Origin of the sequence: Arthrobacter koreensis, assembly GCF_035792275.1 — a bacterium.
Classification (GTDB): domain Bacteria; phylum Actinomycetota; class Actinomycetes; order Actinomycetales; family Micrococcaceae; genus Arthrobacter_B; species Arthrobacter_B koreensis_A.
The window spans coordinates 1-21,111 of record NZ_JAMWKK010000018.1; the positions used below are offsets into that span (position 1 = coordinate 1).

A 21,111-nucleotide genomic window follows, 5' to 3' on the forward strand; every position below is an offset into this window, starting at 1 on the left:
GTCCACAAAATCCGTTCGGACATGTGAGGCAAAGACCTTGACCATCAAACGCTCCATCAATCAGAACGTTGCAACGACCATATGACTTCACCCGCTCAAACCAGCCGTAACTGGCCTCTCGATGGGTTGGGAGGCGGAGGGAAGGGGAGGGACGCGGAACCTAGACTGGATGGGTGACTGACTTCTCCCGCGTTCCGGGCACGCCCCAAAGTTCCAACCTCCCGCTGCTGGCCGGCCTCTCCGCTGACCTGCAGGATGCCGGTTACACGGTCGACGGCGTCGCGGCCTTCCTCGGCGAAGAAGCCAGCGCTGCGCTGTCCCGGGACCAGCTGGTTCCCGCCATGCTCGCCTGCCAGGCAGCGGCCGACGGCGGCACCCCGGTACCGGCAGCGGCCGCCGTCGCGCTGTGGCTGGTCGGCCTCTCAATCCCGGAGCAGCAGCTGGACAAAGCCTTCCCGCGGACCGGCGCCGAGGGCCTGGCAGAACTCGGCCTGATCGAACAGGACCCGGAGGCACCGGAACTGCTGCGTGCCTCGGTGGACCTGCGGCCCTACGAATTCGACGCCGGCGACGCAGCCACACATCTCTGGGTCGCCAGCGACCTGGGCGCACACCAGCGGCCCGGCGTCCTCCCGCACGGCCACGTGCTGGGCATCGGGCAGGCATCGCTGTCACTGGCCCAGCTGGGTATCCGCCTCCCGGTGGAACGGGCCCTGGACCTGGGCACCGGCTGCGGCATCCAGGTCTTCCACCTGCTGGGCCATGCCCGGCACGTCACCGCCACGGACATCTCCGAGCGGGCGCTGGGCTTCACCCGCTTCAACCTGGTACTGAACGCACCGGCCCTGGGACTGGAACCGGAACACCTGGAACGCCGGGTGGACCTGCGGCTTGGCAGCATGCTCGAGCCGGTGGCCGGTGAGCGCTTTGACCAGGTGGTCTCCAATCCGCCGTTCGTCATCACCCCGCGCGTGCCCGGCGAGGACGAGGAAGACCGCTTCACCTACCGTGACGGCGGGCTGCCCGGGGACGGCATCGTTTCCGGACTCTTCCGTAACCTCGAATCCGTCCTGGCTCCCGGCGGCACCGCACAAATGCTGGGCAACTGGGAAATCCAGGGCCGGGGGAGCGAGGAGGGCAAGGACGCCTGGAGCGCACGGCTGCGCTCCTGGCTGCCGGACTCCATGGACGCCTGGGTGATCCAGCGCGAAGTGCTCAGCCCGGCCGAGTACGCCGAAATGTGGCTTCGTGATGCGGCAGAGAACCGCGACCGCAGCGAATACGCAGCCTCCTACGCCGCGTACCTGAGCGACTTTGCGTCCCGCGGCACCACCGGCGTCGGATTCGGATCGGTCTGGATGCGACGCCGGGCGGATCCGCAGGCCGCGCCGCTGCGCCGGTTCGAGGAGATCATCCACCCGCTCGAATCCCCGCTTGCCCCGCACCTTGCCGCCGCCGTCGACCGTTTCGACTGGTGCGCCGCGCACCCGGACCTGGGCGCCGAACACCTGGTGGTGGCCGACGACGTGACCGAGGAACGCCACGCGCGCCCCGGTGCCGAGCATCCGGGTGTGATCCTGCTGCGCCAGGGCGCCGGCCTGCGCCGGACCAACCTGATGAGCACGGAGCTCACCGGCTTTGTGTCAGCGTGCGACGGCGACCTGCCCGCCGGAGCGATCATTGCTGCCCTGGGTGCACTGCTGGGCCGGGACGATCCCGAATTCGCGGCCGCACTGGAGGAAGAAGTGCGCAACCTGGTCCTGGACGGCTTCCTGCTGCCCGCTGACCGGTAGCCGAAGCGCACGGCGAAATTGGTCTGCGTCCGCCGGGCAGCGCGGTTATGGTTACCCTTGTGCTTGGGGATTCCCCATACTGTCTAAGGATGAGCGAGCCTGCGCAGCCCTGCTGTGCGCCATTCCTCACCCGTTTTGATCCACCCCGTACGTAGGAGAACAGTGCCAGTTAAGGCAACGGACAAGTCGACCGGCAAGAAGAAGCTGGTAATTGTCGAGTCACCGGCCAAGGGCAAGACGATCGCCGCCTATCTTGGCGACGGCTTCGAGGTCACCGCCTCGATGGGTCATATCCGCGACCTGCCCCAGCCCTCGGACCTTCCTGCCGAGCTGAAGAAGAGCTCGGTCGGCAAGTTCGCAGTGGACCTGGATAAGGACTTCGAGCCTTACTACGTTGTCTCCACGGACAAGAAGAAGAAGGTCGCGGAGCTCAAGGCCGCGCTCAAGGACGCCGACGAACTCTACCTCGCAACTGACGGTGACCGCGAAGGCGAAGCCATCGCGTGGCACCTGCTCCAGGTGCTCAAGCCCAAGGTTCCCGTCCACCGCCTGACGTTCCCGGAAATCACCAAGGAAGCGATCCAGCGGGCGCTGCAGGAAATGCGGGACATCGACATCTCGATGGTCGACGCGCAGGAAACCCGCCGTATCCTGGACCGCCTCTACGGCTACGAGATTTCTCCCGTGCTCTGGCGCAAGGTGGCCCGCGGCCTCTCCGCCGGGCGTGTGCAGTCAGTGGCTACCCGCCTGGTCGTTGAGCGGGAGCGTGAGCGCATGGCGTTCCGCTCCGCTTCCTACTGGGACCTGCTCGGCACTTTCTCCACGGCTTCCTCGGAATCCTTCAAAGCCCGTCTGACCTCGGTCGACGGCGCGCGGATCGCTTCCGGCAAGGACTTCACCGACCGCGGTGAACTCAAGTCCAAGAACGTCACGCACCTGGATGAAGCGGCAGCGCTCTCCCTCGCTGAAGGCCTGCAGTCGGCGTCGTTCACTGTCCGGTCACTGGAAACCAAGCCGTACACCCGCCGCCCGGCAGCCCCGTTCACCACCTCCACGCTGCAGCAGGAAGCCAGCCGCAAGCTGCGCTTCTCCTCCCGAGTGACGATGCAGGTGGCCCAGCGGCTGTATGAAAACGGTTACATCACCTATATGCGTACCGACTCCTCGGCGCTGTCGGACCAGGCCATCAATGCCGCCCGCCGCCAGGCCTCGGAACTTTACGGCCCCGAATACGTGCCCGAAGCCCGGCGCGTGTACAAGGGCAAGTCCAAGAATGCGCAGGAAGCCCACGAGGCCATCCGCCCCGCCGGTGACTCCTTCCGCACTCCGGCGCAGGTAGCCTCCTCGCTGCGCGGGGACGAGTTCAAGCTCTACGAACTGATCTGGAAGCGCACCGTCGCCTCGCAGATGGCAGACGCCAAGGGCTCGACGGCGTCGGTCAAGCTGGGTGCCGTCTCTGCCGACGGGCGCGACGCCGAGTTCTCGGCTTCCGGTACCGTCATCACGTTCCGGGGTTTCATGGCCGCCTACGAAGAAGGCCACGACGCCACCCGGGACGAGGACGAAGGATCCGAGGGCGGCAGGCTGCCGATCCTGAAGAAGGACGATCCGCTCAGCGCTGCCGACCTGGCAGCCAGCGGCCATGAGACCTCCCCGCCGCCGCGCTTCACTGAAGCGTCGCTGGTGAAGACGCTCGAAGAGCTGGGAATCGGGCGCCCGTCCACCTACGCAGCGACTATTTCCACGATCATGGACCGCGGCTACGTGACGCAGCGCGGCCAGGCCCTGGTGCCCAGCTGGATCGCGTTCTCCGTGGTGCGGCTGCTGGAGGAACACTTCACGGACTACGTGGACTACGATTTCACGGCCGAAATGGAAGAGGACCTGGACCGCATCGCCCGCGGCGAAGCCGGCCGCGTGGAATGGCTGAACCAGTTCTACTACGGCGACCGCGTGGACACCGGCCTGCACACGATCGTCAACGACCTCGGCGAGATCGACGCCCGCGCAGTGAACTCGATTGAGATCGCAGACGGCATTGTGCTGCGCGTGGGCAAGTTCGGCCCGTACCTTGAACGCCCGCTGCCCGCGGACGCGCCGGAAGGCACCGAGCCCGAACGTGCCAACGTTCCCGAGGACCTGGCACCGGATGAGCTCACCGCCGAGAAGGCGATCGAGCTCATGAACAGTGCCGGCCCCGAGGAACGGGTGCTGGGCGAGGACCCGGAGACCGGGCGCACCATCGTGGCCCGCAACGGCCGTTACGGCCCGTACGTCATCGAACTCATTCCGGAGCCCACGGCCGAGGAACTGGCGAACCAGCCTGTGGAGTACTACAAGAACGGCAAGCCCAAGCCGCCGAAGAAGCCTGCCAAGGTCAAGCCGCGCACCGGTTCGCTGTTCAAATCCATGAGCGTTGAGACGGTCACCCTTGAAGAGGCCCTGAAGCTGATGCGCCTGCCGCGCGTGCTGGGCACCGACGCCGAAGGCAACGAGATCACCGTGCAGAACGGCCGGTTCGGTCCGTACCTGAAGAAGGGCACGGACTCCCGGTCGATAGGCTCCGAAGAGGAGATCTTCACGATCACCCTGGACCAGGCCCTGGAGATCTACTCCCAGCCCAAGCAGCGCGGGGGCCGGCAGGCAGCGGCTCCGCTGGCCGAGTTCGGCACGGACCCGGTCTCGGAGAAGCCCGTGGTGGTCAAGGACGGCCGGTTTGGCCCCTACATCACCGACGGCATCACGAACATCACCGTTCCTCGGTCCATGGCCATTGAGGAACTGACCCGTGAACGGGCACTTGAACTGCTCGCGGAGAAGCGTGAAAAGGGTCCGGCCAAGAAGCCGGTCCGCAAGCGCGCCGCGGCCAAGAAGTAGGACTGTGCCGGCCGCCGTGCACCTGCCCGGGTTCCCTGCAAGGGGACCTGAAAAGGTGCGCGGCCGGTCCAGCCGCATAATGGGAATATGCGACTAGGAGTCCTGGACGTCGGTTCCAACACCGTGCATCTGCTGTTGGTGGATGCACACCCCGGCGCGCGCCCGGTCCCTTTCGCGTCCTACAAACGTCCCCTTCAGCTGGTGGCCCACCTGGACGACGGCGGCGCCGTTACGGCCCGGGGGCAGCGGCTGCTGGCCGACTTCGTCGCTGAGGCACGGGACTTCGCCGTGCGCCACCGGGCGCAGGACCTGCTCGCCTTCACTACCTCTGCCATCCGGGAATCCGCCAACGGCCAGGGTGTCCTGGACTTCGTGGAGCTTGAAACCGGAGTTGAACTCAGGGAACTGACCGGGCGGCAGGAAGCCTCCATGACTTACCTGGCGGCTCGCCGCTGGTGCGGTTGGGGCGCCGGTACGCTGCTGGACCTGGATATTGGCGGCGGTTCCTTCGAAATGGCGCAGGGCCAGGATGAACTGCCCGACGTCGCCGTGTCGGTGCCGCTGGGAGCGGGCCGGCTCACGCGCGGCTGGCTGCGCGAAGATCCGCCCGCCCCAACCGCTGTCCAGGCACTGCGCAGCCATATCCGCGATGTGGTGCAGGAAGCTGCCGCCGAGTTCAGGGAATACGGCGCCCCGGACCTGGCCGTGGGAACGTCCAAGACCTTCCGGTCCCTGGCCCGCCTCACGGGGGCCGCGCCGTCGGCCGCCGGCCCGTACACCCGGCGCCGGCTGCGCCGTGCCGATCTTTCCGCGCTGATTCCGCGGCTGGCGCAGATGAGTGCCGCGCAGCGCGCGGAGCTCGACGGCGTTTCGGCCCTGCGCGCTCCGCAGGTCCTGGCCGGAGCACTGGTCGCGGAAGCTGCCATGGAAGCCTTTGCTATCAAGTCGGTGCGGATCTGCCCCTGGGCGCTCCGCGAAGGGCTGATCCTGCAGCGTTTCGACACGCTGCGCTTCGACACCATGCGTGTCAACCCGCCGGTCCGGCTGCCTGCCGGACCCCAACTCCTCCCGCCGGAACCGGCCGGGGCACTGGTCCTGGCTGCGGCCGGCGAACCGAACGGAAGTGCACCAAAATGACGCTGACCTCCCCCCAGAACGTGCAGCCCGCGGCGAACCTGCCGCAGATTCCCGTGGCGCTGTCCAGTTCGTCCGTCTACCCGCTCTCGGTCCATGACACGTTCGCCGTGGCGCGTGACCTTGGCTACGACGGCGTGGAGGTGATGGTGACCGGCAGCCAGATCAGCCGCAACCCGGAAACCATCCGGGGGCTGATCGAGCGGTACCAGATGCCCGTGCTGGCCATCCATGCGCCAACCCTGCTGCTGACCCAGCAGGTCTGGGGCAAGGCCTGGACCAAGATCGAACTCTCCGCAGCCATGGCAGCGGAAGTCGGTGCCACTACGGTCGTGGCCCATCCGCCGTTCCGCTGGCAGTCAGGCTATGCCGAGAACTTCGCTGAAGGAGTGCGAAGGATCGCGGACGAATACGGCGTCACCATCGCGGTGGAGAACATGTACCCGTGGCGGGTCCGGGGCCGGGAAGCCAAGGCGTACCTGCCGCACTGGAATCCACTGCCGGAGCCCTACGAGCATGTGACCTGGGACTTCTCCCACGCCGCGATCGCCGGCATGGACTCCTACGAGGAGATTCGCAAGCTGGGCACCCGGCTGAGCCACGTCCATCTCACCGACGGAACGCCCAACGGCCGGGATGAGCACCTGCTGCCCGGCGAGGGCACCCAGCGCTGCGCCGAGACCCTGCAGTACCTTTCCGAAACCGGCTACACCGGCACCGTGGCGATCGAAGTGAGCACACGCAAGGCGAAGGAAGCGGGGGAGCGGGAAGAGATGCTGCGCCAGACACTGGAATTCGCCCGCGTCAACCTGAACCAGGTGATGGACGAATAACGGCTTAAACGAGTGGGTGCCGGCGATATCCCGGGACGGTTGGGGGGAAACGTCCGCGGATCGCCGGCACCACCGGACCGGAAAACCGGTCCTTCATCACTCGCACCTCCAAGAGGCATTAATAAGCATAGGATTCGAAGTTGTGCACAGCCCGGGAGCGGGCTGAACGTCCGCTTTGAATCCGGGCATTCGGGTCCCGGTGCGGCCGCGTGACAGAATCGGGGCATGCAGAATCTTCCCCGTCTTACCTTCCTCGGCTGCGGTTCCATGAACGAAGCCATCCTCGGCGGCATCCTTGCCGGCGGCTTTCCGGCTGAGCTGGTCACCGCCACGGTCCGGCGTGCGGAACGTGCCGCTGAACTGCGCGAACGCCACGGAATCACCGTGCTCGCCGAGTCGGAGGACCCAGGAGCGAACCGGACCGCGGCGGAAGCCGCAGATGTAGCCATTGTTGGCGTGAAGCCCGCGGGCGTGCGCGCCATGCTCGAAAACGTGGCCGGCGCGCTGCGTCCGGGAGCCGTCGTCGTCAGCGTTGCAGCTGCCGTACCGCTTGAACTGATGGAAGCCGCCCTGCCGGCCGGGACCCAGGTCATCCGCACCATGCCCAACACCCCGGCCAAGCTGGGACGCGGCGTCACCGCCCTGGCAGCGGGATCGGCAGCCGCTCCGGACTCGGTCCAGCTGGTGACTTCCCTGCTCTCCGGCACCGGGCGGGTGGTGGAGGTACGCGAAGACCAGATCAACGCCGTCGGGTCCGTCAGCGGCTCCGGTCCGGCATACGCCTTCTATCTGGCGGAGGCCATGGCCAAGGCAGGCGCAGAGCTGGGCCTGGACCCGGAGCTTGCGGCCCTGCTCGCGGCTGAGACCATTGCCGGAGCCGGTGCCATGCTCGCAGAGCCCGGCGCCGACGCAGCAGCCCTGCGCAAGGCCGTGACCAGCCCCAACGGCACCACGGAGGCGGCCATCGGCGTCTTTGACACCCGCGGACTGCCGGGCATCATCGGCGACGGCATGACAGCCGCAGCGGACCGCTCAGCAGAGATCACCGCCGAACTCAGCGGTTCCCGGTAGCCGGGCCTACGGCCGGGACGCGAAGCGCTCCAGCAGGTCCACGTGCCCGGAGACGATCAGCACGTCCCGGCTGGAGACTTTGGTGTCGGCCTGTGCGTAGGTGAAGTCCTCACCGGGGGACTTCACCCCCACCACGGTGACTCCGTACTTCGAGCGCACGTTGGATTCCCTCAGGGTGAAACCCTGCGTCTCCTTGGGCGGGTACATCTTCACGATCGCGAAATCGTCGTCGAACTCGATGAAGTCCAGCATCCGCCCGCCCACCAGGTGCGCGGCGCGCTGCCCGGCGTCGGCCTCCGGATAAATCACATGGTTCGCGCCGATCCGGGTGAGGATCTTTCCGTGCGCCGGGGTGATGGCCTTCACCCACAGGTGCTCGATGCCCAGGTCCACCAGGTTCACGGTGATCAGCACGCTCGACTCAATCGACGTGCCAACACCCACGACGGCGGCGGAAAAGTCCTGCGCGCCCAGCTGCTTCAGCGCGTCGATGTTGGTCGCGTCCGCCTGCACCACGTGCGTGAGCTTGCCGGAGGCCTTCTGCACCAGGTCGGGGTCCCGTTCGATCGCCAGGACTTCGCGGCCCTGCTTCACCAGCTGCTCGGCGGTGGCGGAACCAAAGCGGCCCAGCCCGATAACCAGGACGGGGGCATTATGCGGCGGTCTCTCAGCCAATGATGGGCCTTTCTTCGGGATAGTGGTACAGCGGCTTGCGCTGCCGCAGCGCCAGGGCGGCGGCCAGGGTGATCGTGCCGACGCGGCCGGCGAACATCAGCCCGGCCAGGATGTACTTGCCCGACGGCGGCAGCTCGGGACTGAGCCCAATGCTCAGGCCCACGGTGGCAAACGCGGAGATCACTTCGAACAGTACCGGCTGCAGGGTTTCCTCCGTGACGACCAGCAGCCCGATCGTAGCCACCGCCACCATGGTCGCGCCCAGGATGACCACCGAAATGGCTACCCGCAGGGCTCCGGCCGGGATATTCCGGCCAAAGGCACGCACGTCCGTATCACCGCGTGCTTCGGCGATGATGGCCAGGAAGATGACGGCGATGGTGGTCACCTTGATGCCGCCCGCTGTGGAGGCTGAGCCGCCGCCGGCAAACATCAGCATGTCCGTGATGAGCAGGGTGGAGGCGTCCTGGTCCGCCATGTCCACCAGGTTGAATCCGCCGGAGCGCATCATGACGGAGGCGAAGACGGCGTGCAGGATTTTCTCTCCCATGCCCATGCCGGCAATAGTGCGCTGGTTGAACCATTCGAACAGGGCCCAGAGGAGTGAGCCCGCGGCCAGCAGGATCAGCGACACCAGCACGGTGAGCTTGGTGTGCAGGTTCCACCGCCGGGCCCGCAGCCGGCTCTGCAGCAGCACCATGATGACAGGGAAGCCCAGGCTGCCGATGAAAACGCCCGCCATGATGGGCACGAGTACCCACAGGTCGTTTTCGTAGGGAACCAAACCGTCCGAGTGCGGGGTGAAACCGGCGTTGTTGAAGGAGGAAACGGCGTAGAAGACGGCGTGCCAGATGGCCTGGCCGGGGGATTCACCCAGGATCATGAACCGCGGCGCCAGCACGGCAGCCAGCGCGAGCTCGATCAGCACGGTGGTGCTCACCACGATCCGCAGCAGGTTGCCCACCTCGCCCAGGCGGCCGGTGTTCATGCCTTCCTGCGCGATCAGCTTGCCGCGCACCCCCAGCCGGCGGTTCACGGCCAGTGCCAGCAGTGAGGCCATGGTCAGGATGCCAAGGCCGCCCACCTGGATAGCCACAAGAATGAGGACCTGGCCGAAGGCCGACCAGTACGTGGCCGTTGAAACTACCGTCAGTCCGGTGACGCAGACGGCTGAGACCGCTGTGAACAACGCGTCATGCAGGGCAGTGGCCTGGCCTGAGTAGGACGCGACAGGCAGGGCCAGCAGGGCCGTGAAGACCAGGATCACCAGGGAAAAGACAATGAGCGCCAGCCGTGCCGGGGACGAGTTGGCCACGGCGTCAATGAAGTCCCGGCCTGCGACGATGAAGCCGAGGGGACGGCGCTGCCGCGTTTGCAGCATAGGCTGCGGTTGGGATGCCATGGGTCGAAAAGTCCAGTTCTGTGCGCGGGGTCCTGCCAAGTAGTAAACCACTTAATGCTCACGTCAGCGGTGCAGGCCCGGCAGGGCAGATCGCGTAGCCTGTGAGCATGACGAGTACCGGGCTGGGCCTCACCGCGGTGCCCACGCACATCGTGTGGGATGAATCCCTGCTGGCGTACAACTTTGGCTCCGGGCATCCCATGAGTCCGCTGCGGCTGGATCTCACTGCACGGCTGGCAAAGGAGCTGGGAATCTTCGACCTTCCCCAGGTCAGCCTCGGGGCACCGTACGTCGCCGAAGACCGCCAGCTGGAACGGGTGCATGACCCCGCCTACGTTGCCGCCGTCCGGGAGATCAGCCGGAATCCCCAGACCTCCAACGCCGCCCTCGGGCTGGGTACCGAGGACGACCCCGCCTTTGAGGGCATGCACGAAGCCAGCGCCCGCCTGGTGGGCGGCTCCCTCGCCGCGGCCGAGGCAGTGCTTTCCGGCCGGGTACGCCACGCAGTGAACTTTGCCGGCGGAATGCACCACGCGTCTGCCGGGAAGGCGTCAGGGTTCTGCATCTACAACGACGCCGCCGCCGCCGTCGCGCGTTTCCTCGACGCCGGCTACAAGCGTGTCCTGTACATCGACGTCGATGCCCACCACGGTGACGGCACCCAGTCGATCTTCTGGAACGACCCCCGAGTCATGACCATCTCCATCCACGAAACCGGCATCTCGCTCTTTCCCGGCACCGGGTTCGCCAACGAGTCGGGCGGTCCGGACGCGCCGGGCACGGCCGTGAACGTCGCCCTGCCGCCCGGCACCCGGGACGCCGGCTGGCTGCGCGCTTTCCACGCCGTTGTACCCCAGCTGGCAGCGGCCTTTGAACCCGAGGTGATCATCAGCCAGCACGGCTGCGACGGACACCGCGACGACCCGCTGTCCAACCTGCGCGTGTCGGTGGACACCCAGCGCCAGGCTGCCCTGAGCATTTCCTCACTGGCGGACCAGTTCTGCGAAGGCCGCTGGGTGGCAACCGGCGGGGGCGGGTACAACGTGGCAAGCGTGGTTCCGCGCTCCTGGGCGCTGCTGCTCGCGGTCGCGGCGAACACCCGGATGCCGCTGACCACTCCCGTGCCGCAGTCCTGGCGGGACTACGTGAGCGAACGCCACGGCATCGAAACCCCCGCCGAAATGGGCGACGGCGTGGACATGTGGTGGCGGTCCTGGGAAGTCGGCTACGACCCGAATGACGACATTGACCGCACCGTGATGGCCACGCGGCGGGAGGTCTTTCCGCTGCACGGGCTTGATCCCTGGTTCGACTAGGGGCGGCCGCCCTGCCGCCTGAGCCCGGGCAGCTCCGATCTGCCGCTAAGGTAATGGATATGGTCATAGACGAAGTTTTCGCTGTCATAGCAGAGGGAACCCGGCGGGAAATCCTGGGCGCGCTGCGCTGCGGTGACAAGTCCGTAGGGGCACTGGTGCAGGAACTCGAGGTTAGCCAGCCCACGGTATCCAAGCACCTGAAGGTCCTCCGCGAAGCCGGCCTGGTGGACATGCGCGCCGAAGGCCAGCGGCGCTACTACTCGCTGAAGACCGGGCCCCTCGACGAAGTAGTACTATGGCTAAGCGCATTTGATCTGCCATCACTTACGGCCGCCCAGGCAACCACTCCGAGTCTGGCAGGCGTCGCCGCCGGACACAGTGGCGAAGCCCGCGGCCGATCCCTGTTTGCCGGACTCCCCGGCACAACACGGCAAACCGCTGCTGCAGCAGCCACGGCCAACATGCCGTCCGGCACTGCCGAAACCCCGGCAGCAGCAGTCGATGCCAGCGTCCAGCAGCAGCTGGGCCGAACTGTAGGCCGCGCCGCGGAACGCGCAGCCGATCTGTTGGGAGCACTACCCAAGTTCCGCCGGCGCCGCCCGTAGGCGGCACCCTTCCCCGGTCCTGGATCGCTTACCGGCGCTGACCGGTCTAGCGTTGTAAACGGGAGGGGGAATCGATAAGGAGCAACACATGGACGCAACACTCACACGCGTGCGCGACGAAGTTTTCCGCCGCAATCCCGGCGAAACAGAATTCCACCAAGCAGTCGTCGAAGTCTTCGAATCACTGGAGCCGGTGCTCCGCAAGCACCCCGAGTTCGGTGAAGCCGCAATCCTGCAGCGGATCTGCGAGCCCGAACGCCAGATCATCTTCCGCGTGCCGTGGGTGGATGACCAGGGGCACGTACGCATTAACCGCGGTTTCCGCGTTGAGTTCAATTCAGCCCTGGGCCCGTACAAGGGCGGGCTGCGCTTCCACCCCAGCGTTTACCTGGGCATCGTCAAGTTCCTCGGTTTCGAGCAGATCTTCAAGAACGCCCTGACCGGCATGCCCATCGGCGGCGGCAAGGGCGGCTCGGACTTCGACCCGCGCGGGAAGTCCGACGCCGAAGTGATGCGTTTCTGCCAGTCCTTTATGACCGAGCTTTACCGGCATATCGGCGAATACACGGACGTGCCGGCCGGTGACATCGGCGTCGGCGGCCGCGAAATCGGCTACCTGTTTGGGCAGTACAAGCGGATCACCAACCGTTACGAATCCGGTGTCCTCACCGGCAAGGGCGTCAGCTGGGGCGGTTCCCTGGTACGCCCCGAAGCGACCGGCTACGGCGTGGTCATGTTCGTCGAAGAGATGCTCAAGACCCGCGGGCTGAGCCTGGACGGACAGCGGGTGATTGTCTCCGGCTCCGGCAACGTGGCGATCAACGCGATCGCCAAGGCGCAGGAATTCGGCGGCAAGGTTGTTGCCTGCTCCGATTCCTCCGGCTACGTCGTGGACGAGGCAGGGATCGACGTCGCACTGCTGCGCCAGATCAAGGAACACGAACGCGGGCGCATCTCCGAATATGCCCAGCGCCGCGGCGGCAACGTGTCCTTCGTGGCCGGCGGTTCCGTGTGGGACGCCGGGGCCAACGTGGCACTGCCGTGTGCCACCCAGAACGAACTCACCGAAGACGACGCCACCTCGCTGGTGAAGTCCGGTGCCGTGGCCGTGGCCGAGGGCGCCAACATGCCCTGCACCCCGAAGGCCATCGAAGTGTTCCAGGAAGCGAATGTGCTCTTCGGGCCCGGCAAGGCGGCGAACGCCGGCGGCGTTGCCACCTCCGCCCTGGAAATGCAGCAGAACGCCAGCCGCGATTCATGGTCCTTCGAGCACACGGAACAGCGGCTGAGCCAGATCATGGTGAATATCCATGACCGCTGCGCCGCCACTGCCGATGAGTACGGGTCGCCCGGGAACTACGTTGTGGGCGCCAACATCGGCGGCTTCGTGAAGGTTGCCGACGCGATGCTGGCGCTCGGCGTTATTTAGCGCGCGGTCCCCAGGCGGACGTGGTCCGGTGTCAGTTCGCTGACGCCGGCCACGCCCATCAGCGCCATGGTCCGGGCTGCCTGGGAGGCCAGGATGCCGATGCTGCGGTCAACGCCCGCCCGGCCGCCGGCCATCAGCCCGTACAGGTAGGCGCGGCCGATCAGGGTGAAGTCGGCGCCCAGCGCCAGGGCGGCAACAATGTCCCCGCCGCTCATGATTCCGGTGTCCAGGATGATGCTGGTCTTGCCCTTCAGCCGGGCCGCGACCTCCGGCAGCAGCTGCAGCGGAATCGGCGCACGGTCCAGCTGGCGGCCGCCGTGGTTGGAGATCACGATTCCGTCAGCTCCGTGGTCTACCGCGCGCTGGGCATCCTCCACAGTCTGGACGCCCTTGACCACCAGGTTCCCCTTCCAGACACCGCGGAGCCAGTCCAGGTCCGCATAGGTCAGGGTGGGGTCGAACATCGAGTTGATGAGCTCCGCCACCGTTCCGGAATACCGGTTCAGCGAAGCAAAAGAGAGCGGTTCGTGGGTGAGGAAGTTGAACCACCAGGCCGGCCGGTAGGAAGCGTCCAGCACCGTCTTCAGGGTCAGCGCCGGCGGAATGGTCATTCCGTTGCGCACGTCCCGCAGCCGCTCACCGGCTACCGCTGTGTCCACCGTGACCATCAGGGTATCGAAGCCTGCCGCCGCTGCACGGTTGATCAGTTCCAGCGACCTGTCCCGGTCTGTCCAGAGGTAGAGCTGGAACCAGTTCCGGCCGCCGGGTGCCGCCGCCGCGACGTCCTCGATGGACGCAGTGCCCATGGTGGAGAGCGTAAACGGGATTCCCGCCGCGGCCGCTACCTGTGAACCGGCGTACTCTCCCTCAGACTGCATCATCCGGGTGAAGCCGGTAGGGGCGATGCCGAAAGGCAGTGCGGACGGCCGGCCCAGAACGGTGGTGGAAAGGTCCACAGCCCCCACGTTGCGCAGTACACCGGGCCGGAACTGCAGGTCCGCGAAGGTCTCCCGTGCCCGCCGCAGGGTGATCTCGGCCTCCGCCGCACCGTCCGTGTAGTCGAACGGTGCCTTCGGGGTGCGGCGCTTGGCCATGTCCCTCAGGTCCCAGACAGTGCTGGCCCGCTGCAGCCTGGCGGCCGTTCCCAGCTGGGGTTTCTTGAACTGCATCAGGGGTGCCAGGTCCTGGACACGGGGAATGCGGCGGGTAAGGGCCCGGGGTTTCGACGTCACCAAAAACTCGCTTTCACTGGGGTTCCTGGCACCTGAGCCTACGCCGTGCCCGGCGGGAGGCACGTCATACAAGCCGAATGTGAACCCCCGACTTGCGGCGCCGCGGGGTTCGGGCCTACGGTCTTACCCATGACTAACCGTTGGTATGCGTATTTTTCGTTGGCTCTGGAGGAGCCCGCGCGATAATACGCTGACGCCAACCTTCAGAGCCAACAGGACAGGGATCATTCCCTGTCCTTCGCCATATCCGGCGGGTTCTGGAGACGAGTCCCGCCGGTCCATTCACAAACGGATACGGGACCATGAACCTCACCGCCACAGAGCACACCCAGACCACGTCGGACCTCCGCGTCAGCGAATTCCGTCCGCTGCCGGCACCGGAACAGCTGCTGCAGGAACTGCCGCTTTCCCCGGAACTCGCAGCCACCGTCCGCAGCGGCCGGGAAGCCGTCCGAGCCGTGCTGGACGGCGTGGACGACCGGCTCCTCGTCATCGTCGGGCCCTGCTCCATTCATGATCCGGACGCCGGCCTGGACTACGCGCGCCGCCTCGCAGCCGCCGCGGAAGAGCACAGCGCCGACCTGCTCGTAGTGCTGCGGGCCTACTTCGAGAAGCCCCGCACCACGGTGGGATGGAAGGGCCTGATCAACGACCCGCACCTGGACGGCAGCCATGACATTGAGGCCGGCCTGTACGCGGCCCGGCGGTTCCTGATTGCCGCCGGTGAGCTGGGCCTGCCCGTCGCCACGGAATTCCTCGAACCGATCAGCCCGCAGTACGTAGCGGACCTGGTGAGCTGGGGAGCGATCGGAGCGCGGACCACGGAAAGCCAGATCCACCGCCAGCTCGCATCGGGCCTTTCCATGCCGGTGGGGTTCAAGAACGGAACGGACGGGTCGCTCCAGATTGCACTCGATGCCTGTGCTGCGGCGGCCGCGCCGCAGTCGTTCCTGGGAATCGACGGCGCCGGGCGGGCCTCGATGGTCCGCACCGCGGGCAACGCGGACACTCACCTGATCCTGCGCGGCGGAAGCACCGGGCCCAACTACTCTGCCGATGACGTCGCCGCAGCCTCCGAAGCACTCGCGGCCCGGAACCTGAACCCGCGGCTGATTGTTGACGCGAGCCACGCGAACTCCGGCAAGAACCACCACCGCCAGGCAGAGGTTGCCCTGGAACTGGCCGCCCAGCTGGAATCGGGAACAGCCGGCGCCGGACTCCTGGCCGGGGTCATGCTGGAGAGCTTCCTGGTAGGAGGGGCCCAGGCGCACGACGCCGCCAACCCGGCCCCGCTGGTCTACGGCCAGAGCATTACTGACAAGTGCATGGACTGGGAAACTTCCGCCGGCATCCTGACCGTCCTCGCCCAGGCTGCACGCAGCCGCCGGAATGCGTCATAAGAGCAGGAGAATGAGCGGCAAAACTTCCACTATGGTTACTCCAGCCACTAGAGTAGAGTGCTAGACGGTCACGAGATGGTCATCAAGGCGACACGCCGCCGGAGTGGTTATGGCGCAGGTTGCTTCCGAGCGAAGGAACAAGAGATAAATGGCAGACGAGAGCAATTTCTCGGACGTGCGGTTTCTGACGGTGTCAGAGGTCGCGGATGTCATGCGCGTGTCCAAGATGACCGTTTACCGGCTGGTGCATTCCGGGGAACTCCCGGCAGTGCGTTTCGGGCGGTCGTACCGCGTTCCGGAGTCTGCGGTGCAGCAGGTTCTGCGCAACGCCGTCATCGACCGGCAGTCCGGAACGGCCTAGGCACTTTCCGGCCGTAACCTGATTTTGGGGTGCTCCCTGCGCTGTCCCTAAAGGCCGCGCGGAGGCGGTACCCTGTTAAGGAACGTTTCATTCTGGCTAGTAACTGCCGGAACCGATGCTGGCGGGCCACGAGGCCTGGCGGAAGCGGGGACCGGCATGGCTCCTAATTCAAGTTTGTGAGGACTCTGTGGGTTCAGTAATCAAGAAGCGCCGCAAGCGTATGGCCAAGAAGAAGCACCGTAAGCTGCTTCGTAAGACCCGCCACCAGCGCCGCAATAAGAAGTAGATTATTCTTAGCTGCCGCGAAGCCCGCCGTCCCAACCGGGACCTGGCGGGCTTCCGCTTTTAACGCGTGCTGCCGGCTGGAATCCTTCGGCTGCCGCTAGCGGGACCGGACCCAGGAGAACCCGCGCCACAGGCCGTAGGCCGCGCCGGCGAGGGATGCGGTCTTCAGGCCCAGCGTGGCCGCCCGGCGGCCGGAACGGAAGTCGTAAACCGGCCAGTTGTGGTCGCGGGCATGGCGGCGCAGCCGTGCGTCCGGATTGATGGCCACGGGATGGCCCACCATGCTCAGCAGCGGCACATCATTGTAGGAATCGCTGTAGGCCCAGCAGCGGTCCAGATCCAGGCCCTCGTGCTCGGCCAGTTCCTTTACTCCGGCAGCCTTGGCCGGCCCGTGGAGGAACTCGCCAACCAGCCGTCCGGTGTACAATCCGTCAGTGACTTCGCTGACCGTGCCCAGTGCCCCGGTGAGCGAAAGCCTGCTGGCGATCACGGATGCGACCTCAACCGGCGTTCCGGTAACCAGCCAGACGGGCCGGCCCGCTTTCAGGTGCTGTTCGGCCAGCGCGCGCGTCCCGGGCCAGATCTTGGAGACGATCATTTCGTCATACACTTCTTCGCCCAGGATGCGGACGTCCTCGGCGGCCAGCCCGGTGGCAAACGCCAGGGCTGCGTCCCGGACGCTGTGCACGTCCTTCAGGTTTTCGCCCTGGAGCATAAAGCGCAGCTGCTTGACGGCGAAGCCGGCCGCTTCACGAAGCGTGAACACCTTTTTCTGGTACATTTTCCGGCCCACATGGAACAGGCTGGCGCCGCGCATCAGGGTGTTGTCGACGTCGAAGAATGCCGCTTCTCCCGGGTTGCCTGCCGCGGCCGGAGAGTCGGCGGCACGGACGAGCGTGGGACGGGGCATGGAAGAAGTCTACTGAAAAAGCTCACCAAGGCGCGGATGTGCGGCTTGGAGACTAAGTTGGAAGTCATGAATGATGCTTCTGCCGGCCGCCGCGTGCCGGAGCTCCTGCTGCTGACCCGTCCGGGCTGTCATCTGTGCCAGGCAGCCCGTGACGTGCTCGACCGGGTCTCCGCTGACCTCGGGGTACCTTGGCAGGAACGTTCGATCACCGAAGACCCCGAGCTGCAGGAACGTTTCGCCGAAGAAATCCCCGTCCTGATGATCGACGGGGTGCAGCGCGACTTCTGGCAGATCGATGAAGCCCGCCTGCGGCGGCTCCTGGCCGCGTAACCGGGCACTAAACACACTTGGTGGCGGAGGCGCCCCGGTCCTAGAGTGGAAAACCTGCCGGGCCGTGCCGCAGCCCGTAGCTAACGAAAGTTGCCGAAGTGAGTATGTCGGATGAATCAGACGCCGCGGGTCCAGCCGCGTCTGGGCACGGGCGGCATATTCCGCCGGCTTCGCTCGCCAGGCTGACTGTTTACCTGCGCGTCCTGGGGACCATGCTGACGGAGGGCGTGGAACGGGTGTCCTCCGAGGAACTCGCGGAAGCGGCCGGGGTGAACTCGCCCAAACTGCGCAAGGATCTCTCCTATCTGGGTTCCTACGGGACCCGCGGCGTCGGGTATGACGTTCCCTACCTCAGCGGCCAGATCTCGGCTGCACTTGGCCTGACCCTGGACTGGCGCGTGGCGATCGTCGGCGCCGGGCACCTGGGCCGGGCGCTGGCGGGATATCCGGGTTTCGGTTCCCGGGGCTTCGAAGTCGTGGCCCTTTTCGACGCCGATCCTCTGTCCGTGGGCCAGGAAGTCGGCTGGCTTCGCATCAGCCCGGTGCAGTCGCTGGAAGCCGTGCTGGAAAAAACCCGTGCCAACATGGCCGTCCTAGCTGTTCCCGCAGACGCGGCCCAGGAAATGTGTACCCGCCTGGTGGAGGCCGGCATCACCAGCATCCTCAGTTTCGCACCGGTGGTCCTGCAGGCTCCGCCGGAGGTACAGATCCGCAAGGTGGATATGGCCACGGAACTGCAGATTCTTGCCTACCACGCGCAGCGTGCCCAGGTCTCCGCCCTCGCGACGGATGCCCAGGCACGCCTGCTGCGCTGACCGCCTAGCTGGTTCTTCCGCCCCGGGTCGCGAAATAACGGCCGCTGGGCGGCAGGAACAGCATCCCGGCCCCGATCCCGGCCAGCAGCGCCGCTGCCACGTGCGCGAACGAATCATCCCGGAACCCGAAGAACAGGGCCGCCGCCACCAGGACGCAGGTTCCGGGCCGCGACCAGCTCCTGCCGTCGCGGACGAGGGACGCCATGAGGAGGAACAGCCCGAAGGCCACGGCGGCCACCGCAACATCAGCGATCCTGGCCAGGGAAAGGATTGTCTCCACCGGCACCCGCAGTTCCGCAAGCTGGGCTGCTGCCTGGGGCGCAGGCCGTTCCGGATCCATGGCCGCGCGAAGTCCGGCTATCAACCCGACCACCCCGCCTGCAGTAATCAGCAGGGCGGCGGCGTTAATGGCAAGGGGTGCCGGACGCCTGGTTCTGCGGTCCGTGATCCGCGGCGGCCGGTGCGGTGTTTCCGCAGGGGTGGGCGGATGGCCGGGCCGCGGCGGGGTTTTGGCTGCCGGCCTCGGCTGTGCCGCGGGTCTGGCGGGACGCGGATCGGCAGCGGGTGCCGGCGCCGGACCGCTGTTTCCCGGCTGGGCGTCCGGTACAGCGGGGAGGGTGGCGGCCGCGTCCTGTCCGGGCCGCCGGGTGGCAGGTGAGGACAGCGCCAGCTGAATCACGGCATCCGGGAAACGGGTCCAGCCAAGCAGCCGTCCGCTAGGCCGCGGCTGGCCGGAAGCGGCTTCCGGCGGATGTGCGCGGGCGGAGTCCGTGGATCTCGAAGACAGGTCCCCGGCAGACTGACCGTCCTGGGCCGGCCGGCGGGGGCCGGGGCGCATGATGCGGCTGGTGAGTGAATTGAGGCCTGCTCCGGATGAGCGGGGCGTTGCAGGAGGAGTCGTCATGGTCGCCGCCTTCACAAGACCGGGAAATCGAAGCCCCGCTGTGCGCCCGAGGGGCCCGGCGGGAACTCAACGCTACGCGTCCCTGCGCCCGCTGTGACCTTCACTGCCCCGAACCGCCGCACGCACGGGCGAGATTTTTCGGCCAGTGCGGAACATCCGGTCCTGGCCCGCTAATAGGTGCGGTAGGGGTTGAATTCCCGGCGCTGGAAGTAGGGGATGCTGGGCCGGAGATAGAGCATGACGATTCCGGCGATGCCGGCGAGCGAGGACAGGATGGAAAGCCAGCCAAGCAGCGAGGTGACGTAGACGGGCAGCGAGACCAGCAGGCCAATGACGGAGAAGGCGGCAAAGACGGTCCCGACGATTCGCGCCCAGTTGTGCCCCTTCAGGATGAACCACGCGATCAGGACGTACAGGCCCAGGCCAATGATGCTCAGGACCACGGAGAACCAGACAACGAAGCCGCCGGCGTCCTGGATGTCGACGTTGGCATCGCGGAGCGAGTCCATCTGGGAAACGGTGAGGACATCCGGCAGCCGGAAGGAAGTCACCAGGTTGTTGATCAGGGACAGCACGCCTGCGGCAATGATCAGCCAAAAGCCGATCACGACCTCGCGCGGCGCGGGTCCTTTCGGCTGGGCCTGCCCCTGCGGCGCCCCCGGGTAGCTGTATCCGGAGGGCTGGGCCGGCTGGTAGCCGTAGGACTGGCCGTACTGGCCCTGCCCGTAGGAACCCTGCCCGTATGGGCCTTGGCCGTACTGCGGGCCGGGGGTTTCTCCGCCCTGCGCCGGATGCTGGCCCGGCTGCGGCGGAATGTGTGTCTGGCTTTCCTGGCCCGGCTGCTGGCCGTACTGGCCGTAGCGCGGTTCCGGGCGGGACTCTCCTACGGCGTTTTCGCCGTGGGCGGGGGTGCCGTTGTCCTGCGGATCGGGAACGTTGGGAGTACTCATGGGGGCCCGCCTGCCGTGTGGATTGGCCTGCCGGGGGAGCCTCCGGCAGGGCAGATAACCCATCTGCGAAGTCGGAAGCCAGTCTATGCCCTCTGCCGGTCCCTCCACACCGGCCGCGGTCCTTTTCGCGCGGGGCGGAGGCCCTAAAAACAGTGGACCCGGAGCGCTTCCAGCGCTCCGGGTCCACATCCATGCCCAGCGGGACATTAGGCCTTGACGAAGGCAACGTCCACGTTGATGGTGACCTTGTCGCCCACCAGCACGCCGCCGGTCTCCAGCGCTGCGTTCCAGGTCAGGCCGAACTCCTTGCGGCTGATGGCCGTGGTGCCGGCAAAGCCTGCGCGGGTGGCGCCGAAGGGGTCAACGGCTACGCCGTTGAATTCGACATCCAGGGTGACCGGGCGGGTAGTGCCCTTGATGGTCAGGTCGCCGGTGAGCTTGTACTCTTCGCCGGATCCTTCAATGCCGGTGGCGGTGAAGGTCAGTTCCGGGAACTGCTCGACGTCGAAGAAGTCCGGGCCCTTGACGTGCGCGTCGCGGTTGGCGTCGTTCGAGTTGAAGGATGCGGCGTCAATGACGGCCGTGATCTTGGAGTCGCTGAGCTCCTGGCCAACCTCCAGGACTGCGGTCACCTTGTCGAAGTTGCCGCGGACCTTGCTGATGCCTGCGTGGCGGACGGTGAAGCCGACCTCGCTGTGGGAGGAGTCGAGGTTCCAGGTGCCTGCGGTGAGACCGGTGGGGATCATGTTTTTCTCCTAGTTTCAGTCGGTGGAAGGCCGTTCGCCCCGC

General features: G+C 66.4%; 20 protein-coding genes. 13 read left to right on the forward strand and 7 right to left on the reverse strand.

Features of this window, described 5'->3' with window-relative positions:
• Positions 1 to 173 precede the first annotated feature (173 nt).
• From NGB94_RS15445 to proC, 5 genes are all read left to right on the forward strand, one after another.
• Positions 174 to 1,793, forward strand: a complete 1,620-nt coding sequence (locus NGB94_RS15445) for a DUF7059 domain-containing protein (protein WP_325791581.1) — start codon at positions 174 to 176, stop codon at positions 1,791 to 1,793.
• A 162-nt stretch (positions 1,794 to 1,955) separates the two neighbouring features.
• Positions 1,956 to 4,670 (forward strand): type I DNA topoisomerase, encoded by a 2,715-nt coding sequence (gene topA, locus NGB94_RS15450; RefSeq protein WP_325791582.1) that lies wholly within the window; start codon positions 1,956 to 1,958, stop codon positions 4,668 to 4,670.
• 87 nt (positions 4,671 to 4,757) lie between these two features.
• Positions 4,758 to 5,807, forward strand: a complete 1,050-nt coding sequence (locus NGB94_RS15455; protein ID WP_325791583.1) for a Ppx/GppA family phosphatase — start codon at positions 4,758 to 4,760, stop codon at positions 5,805 to 5,807.
• On the forward strand, positions 5,804 to 6,637 hold the full coding sequence (locus tag NGB94_RS15460; RefSeq protein ID WP_325791584.1) for a sugar phosphate isomerase/epimerase: 834 nt from the start codon (positions 5,804 to 5,806) through the stop codon (positions 6,635 to 6,637). Before NGB94_RS15455 ends, NGB94_RS15460 begins: the two co-directional genes overlap by 4 nt.
• Positions 6,638 to 6,862: 225 nt before the next feature.
• A complete protein-coding gene (proC, locus tag NGB94_RS15465; RefSeq protein ID WP_325791585.1) occupies positions 6,863 to 7,708 on the forward strand; it encodes a pyrroline-5-carboxylate reductase in 846 nt (281 codons plus the stop codon).
• 6 nt (positions 7,709 to 7,714) lie between these two features.
• Here the strand turns inward: proC and NGB94_RS15470 are convergent, their stop codons facing one another.
• Together NGB94_RS15470 and NGB94_RS15475 are read right to left on the reverse strand one after the other, a co-directional pair.
• On the reverse strand, positions 7,715 to 8,383 hold the full coding sequence (locus NGB94_RS15470; RefSeq protein ID WP_091602010.1) for a potassium channel family protein: 669 nt from the start codon (positions 8,381 to 8,383) through the stop codon (positions 7,715 to 7,717).
• On the reverse strand, positions 8,376 to 9,764 hold the full coding sequence (locus NGB94_RS15475; RefSeq protein ID WP_325791586.1) for a TrkH family potassium uptake protein: 1,389 nt from the start codon (positions 9,762 to 9,764) through the stop codon (positions 8,376 to 8,378). The genes NGB94_RS15470 and NGB94_RS15475 overlap by 8 nt, the downstream gene beginning before the upstream one ends.
• 128 nt (positions 9,765 to 9,892) lie before the next feature.
• On the opposite strand from NGB94_RS15475, the gene NGB94_RS15480 reads away from it, so the two are divergent.
• The 3 genes from NGB94_RS15480 to gdhA all read left to right on the forward strand — a co-directional run bounded on the left by NGB94_RS15480 (position 9,893) and on the right by gdhA (position 13,135).
• A complete protein-coding gene (locus NGB94_RS15480; protein WP_325791587.1) occupies positions 9,893 to 11,101 on the forward strand; it encodes an acetoin utilization protein AcuC in 1,209 nt (402 codons plus the stop codon).
• Positions 11,102 to 11,160: 59 nt separating this feature from the next.
• Complete coding sequence (locus NGB94_RS15485; protein WP_325791588.1) at positions 11,161 to 11,706, forward strand: metalloregulator ArsR/SmtB family transcription factor; 546 nt, start codon at positions 11,161 to 11,163, stop codon at positions 11,704 to 11,706.
• An 88-nt stretch (positions 11,707 to 11,794) separates the two neighbouring features.
• Positions 11,795 to 13,135 carry an NADP-specific glutamate dehydrogenase gene (gene gdhA, locus NGB94_RS15490; RefSeq protein WP_325791589.1) on the forward strand — a complete coding sequence of 447 codons (1,341 nt, stop codon included), beginning with the start codon at positions 11,795 to 11,797 and terminating at the stop codon, positions 13,133 to 13,135.
• Here gdhA and NGB94_RS15495 read toward each other — a convergent pair.
• Complete coding sequence (locus tag NGB94_RS15495) at positions 13,132 to 14,370, reverse strand: alpha-hydroxy acid oxidase (RefSeq protein ID WP_418910667.1); 1,239 nt, start codon at positions 14,368 to 14,370, stop codon at positions 13,132 to 13,134. The two genes, gdhA and NGB94_RS15495, sit on opposite strands and share 4 nt — an antisense overlap.
• Before the next feature lie 299 nt (positions 14,371 to 14,669).
• Between NGB94_RS15495 and NGB94_RS15500 the strand changes: the two genes are divergently transcribed.
• The 3 genes from NGB94_RS15500 to NGB94_RS15510 all read left to right on the forward strand — a co-directional run bounded on the left by NGB94_RS15500 (position 14,670) and on the right by NGB94_RS15510 (position 16,414).
• On the forward strand, positions 14,670 to 15,767 hold the full coding sequence (locus NGB94_RS15500) for a 3-deoxy-7-phosphoheptulonate synthase (protein WP_325791591.1): 1,098 nt from the start codon (positions 14,670 to 14,672) through the stop codon (positions 15,765 to 15,767).
• 148 nt (positions 15,768 to 15,915) lie between these two features.
• A complete protein-coding gene (locus NGB94_RS15505; protein ID WP_055239164.1) occupies positions 15,916 to 16,128 on the forward strand; it encodes a helix-turn-helix domain-containing protein in 213 nt (70 codons plus the stop codon).
• Between the two features lie 187 nt (positions 16,129 to 16,315).
• Positions 16,316 to 16,414 carry a 30S ribosomal protein bS22 gene (locus NGB94_RS15510; RefSeq protein ID WP_003792170.1) on the forward strand — a complete coding sequence of 33 codons (99 nt, stop codon included), beginning with the start codon at positions 16,316 to 16,318 and terminating at the stop codon, positions 16,412 to 16,414.
• Positions 16,415 to 16,510: 96 nt separating this feature from the next.
• Here NGB94_RS15510 and NGB94_RS15515 read toward each other — a convergent pair whose 3' ends face one another.
• Positions 16,511 to 17,323 carry an HAD-IB family hydrolase gene (locus NGB94_RS15515; RefSeq protein WP_325791592.1) on the reverse strand — a complete coding sequence of 271 codons (813 nt, stop codon included), beginning with the start codon at positions 17,321 to 17,323 and terminating at the stop codon, positions 16,511 to 16,513.
• A gap of 66 nt (positions 17,324 to 17,389) precedes the next feature.
• Here NGB94_RS15515 and NGB94_RS15520 point away from each other — a divergent pair, with 66 nt between their 5' ends.
• Both NGB94_RS15520 and NGB94_RS15525 read left to right on the forward strand, forming a co-directional pair.
• The gene (locus NGB94_RS15520) at positions 17,390 to 17,653 is read left to right on the forward strand and encodes a glutaredoxin family protein (RefSeq protein ID WP_325791593.1); all 264 of its coding nucleotides are present in this window, start codon (positions 17,390 to 17,392) and stop codon (positions 17,651 to 17,653) included.
• Between the two features lie 104 nt (positions 17,654 to 17,757).
• Complete coding sequence (locus tag NGB94_RS15525; protein ID WP_325791635.1) at positions 17,758 to 18,468, forward strand: redox-sensing transcriptional repressor Rex; 711 nt, start codon at positions 17,758 to 17,760, stop codon at positions 18,466 to 18,468.
• Positions 18,469 to 18,472: 4 nt separating this feature from the next.
• Here NGB94_RS15525 and NGB94_RS15530 read toward each other — a convergent pair whose 3' ends face one another.
• From NGB94_RS15530 to NGB94_RS15540, 3 genes are all read right to left on the reverse strand, one after another.
• Positions 18,473 to 19,372, reverse strand: coding sequence for a hypothetical protein (locus tag NGB94_RS15530; protein ID WP_325791594.1), 900 nt, complete (start codon positions 19,370 to 19,372; stop codon positions 18,473 to 18,475).
• A gap of 170 nt (positions 19,373 to 19,542) precedes the next feature.
• On the reverse strand, positions 19,543 to 20,322 hold the full coding sequence (locus tag NGB94_RS15535) for a hypothetical protein (RefSeq protein ID WP_325791595.1): 780 nt from the start codon (positions 20,320 to 20,322) through the stop codon (positions 19,543 to 19,545).
• Between the two features lie 206 nt (positions 20,323 to 20,528).
• The gene (locus tag NGB94_RS15540) at positions 20,529 to 21,068 is read right to left on the reverse strand and encodes a YceI family protein (RefSeq protein WP_325791596.1); all 540 of its coding nucleotides are present in this window, start codon (positions 21,066 to 21,068) and stop codon (positions 20,529 to 20,531) included.
• Positions 21,069 to 21,111: the final 43 nt, after the last annotated feature.

Excerpts from the sequence above, each read along its gene's own strand:
- proC (WP_325791585.1), top strand. The coding sequence starts at position 6,863 with ATGCAGAATCTTCCCCGTCTTACCTTCCTCGGCTGCGGTTCCATGAAC.
- NGB94_RS15500 (WP_325791591.1), top strand. The coding sequence starts at position 14,670 with ATGAACCTCACCGCCACAGAGCACACCCAGACCACGTCGGACCTCCGC.
- gdhA (WP_325791589.1), top strand. The coding sequence starts at position 11,795 with ATGGACGCAACACTCACACGCGTGCGCGACGAAGTTTTCCGCCGCAAT.
- NGB94_RS15475 (WP_325791586.1), bottom strand. The coding sequence starts at position 9,764 with ATGCTGCAAACGCGGCAGCGCCGTCCCCTCGGCTTCATCGTCGCAGGC.
- NGB94_RS15455 (WP_325791583.1), top strand. The coding sequence starts at position 4,758 with ATGCGACTAGGAGTCCTGGACGTCGGTTCCAACACCGTGCATCTGCTG.
- NGB94_RS15515 (WP_325791592.1), bottom strand. The coding sequence starts at position 17,323 with ATGCCCCGTCCCACGCTCGTCCGTGCCGCCGACTCTCCGGCCGCGGCA.
- NGB94_RS15505 (WP_055239164.1), top strand. The coding sequence starts at position 15,916 with ATGGCAGACGAGAGCAATTTCTCGGACGTGCGGTTTCTGACGGTGTCA.
- NGB94_RS15480 (WP_325791587.1), top strand. The coding sequence starts at position 9,893 with ATGACGAGTACCGGGCTGGGCCTCACCGCGGTGCCCACGCACATCGTG.
- NGB94_RS15520 (WP_325791593.1), top strand. The coding sequence starts at position 17,390 with ATGAATGATGCTTCTGCCGGCCGCCGCGTGCCGGAGCTCCTGCTGCTG.
- NGB94_RS15460 (WP_325791584.1), top strand. The coding sequence starts at position 5,804 with ATGACGCTGACCTCCCCCCAGAACGTGCAGCCCGCGGCGAACCTGCCG.
- NGB94_RS15530 (WP_325791594.1), bottom strand. The coding sequence starts at position 19,372 with ATGACGACTCCTCCTGCAACGCCCCGCTCATCCGGAGCAGGCCTCAAT.
- NGB94_RS15540 (WP_325791596.1), bottom strand. The coding sequence starts at position 21,068 with ATGATCCCCACCGGTCTCACCGCAGGCACCTGGAACCTCGACTCCTCC.
- NGB94_RS15485 (WP_325791588.1), top strand. The coding sequence starts at position 11,161 with ATGGTCATAGACGAAGTTTTCGCTGTCATAGCAGAGGGAACCCGGCGG.
- NGB94_RS15535 (WP_325791595.1), bottom strand. The coding sequence starts at position 20,322 with ATGAGTACTCCCAACGTTCCCGATCCGCAGGACAACGGCACCCCCGCC.
- NGB94_RS15525 (WP_325791635.1), top strand. The coding sequence starts at position 17,758 with ATGTCGGATGAATCAGACGCCGCGGGTCCAGCCGCGTCTGGGCACGGG.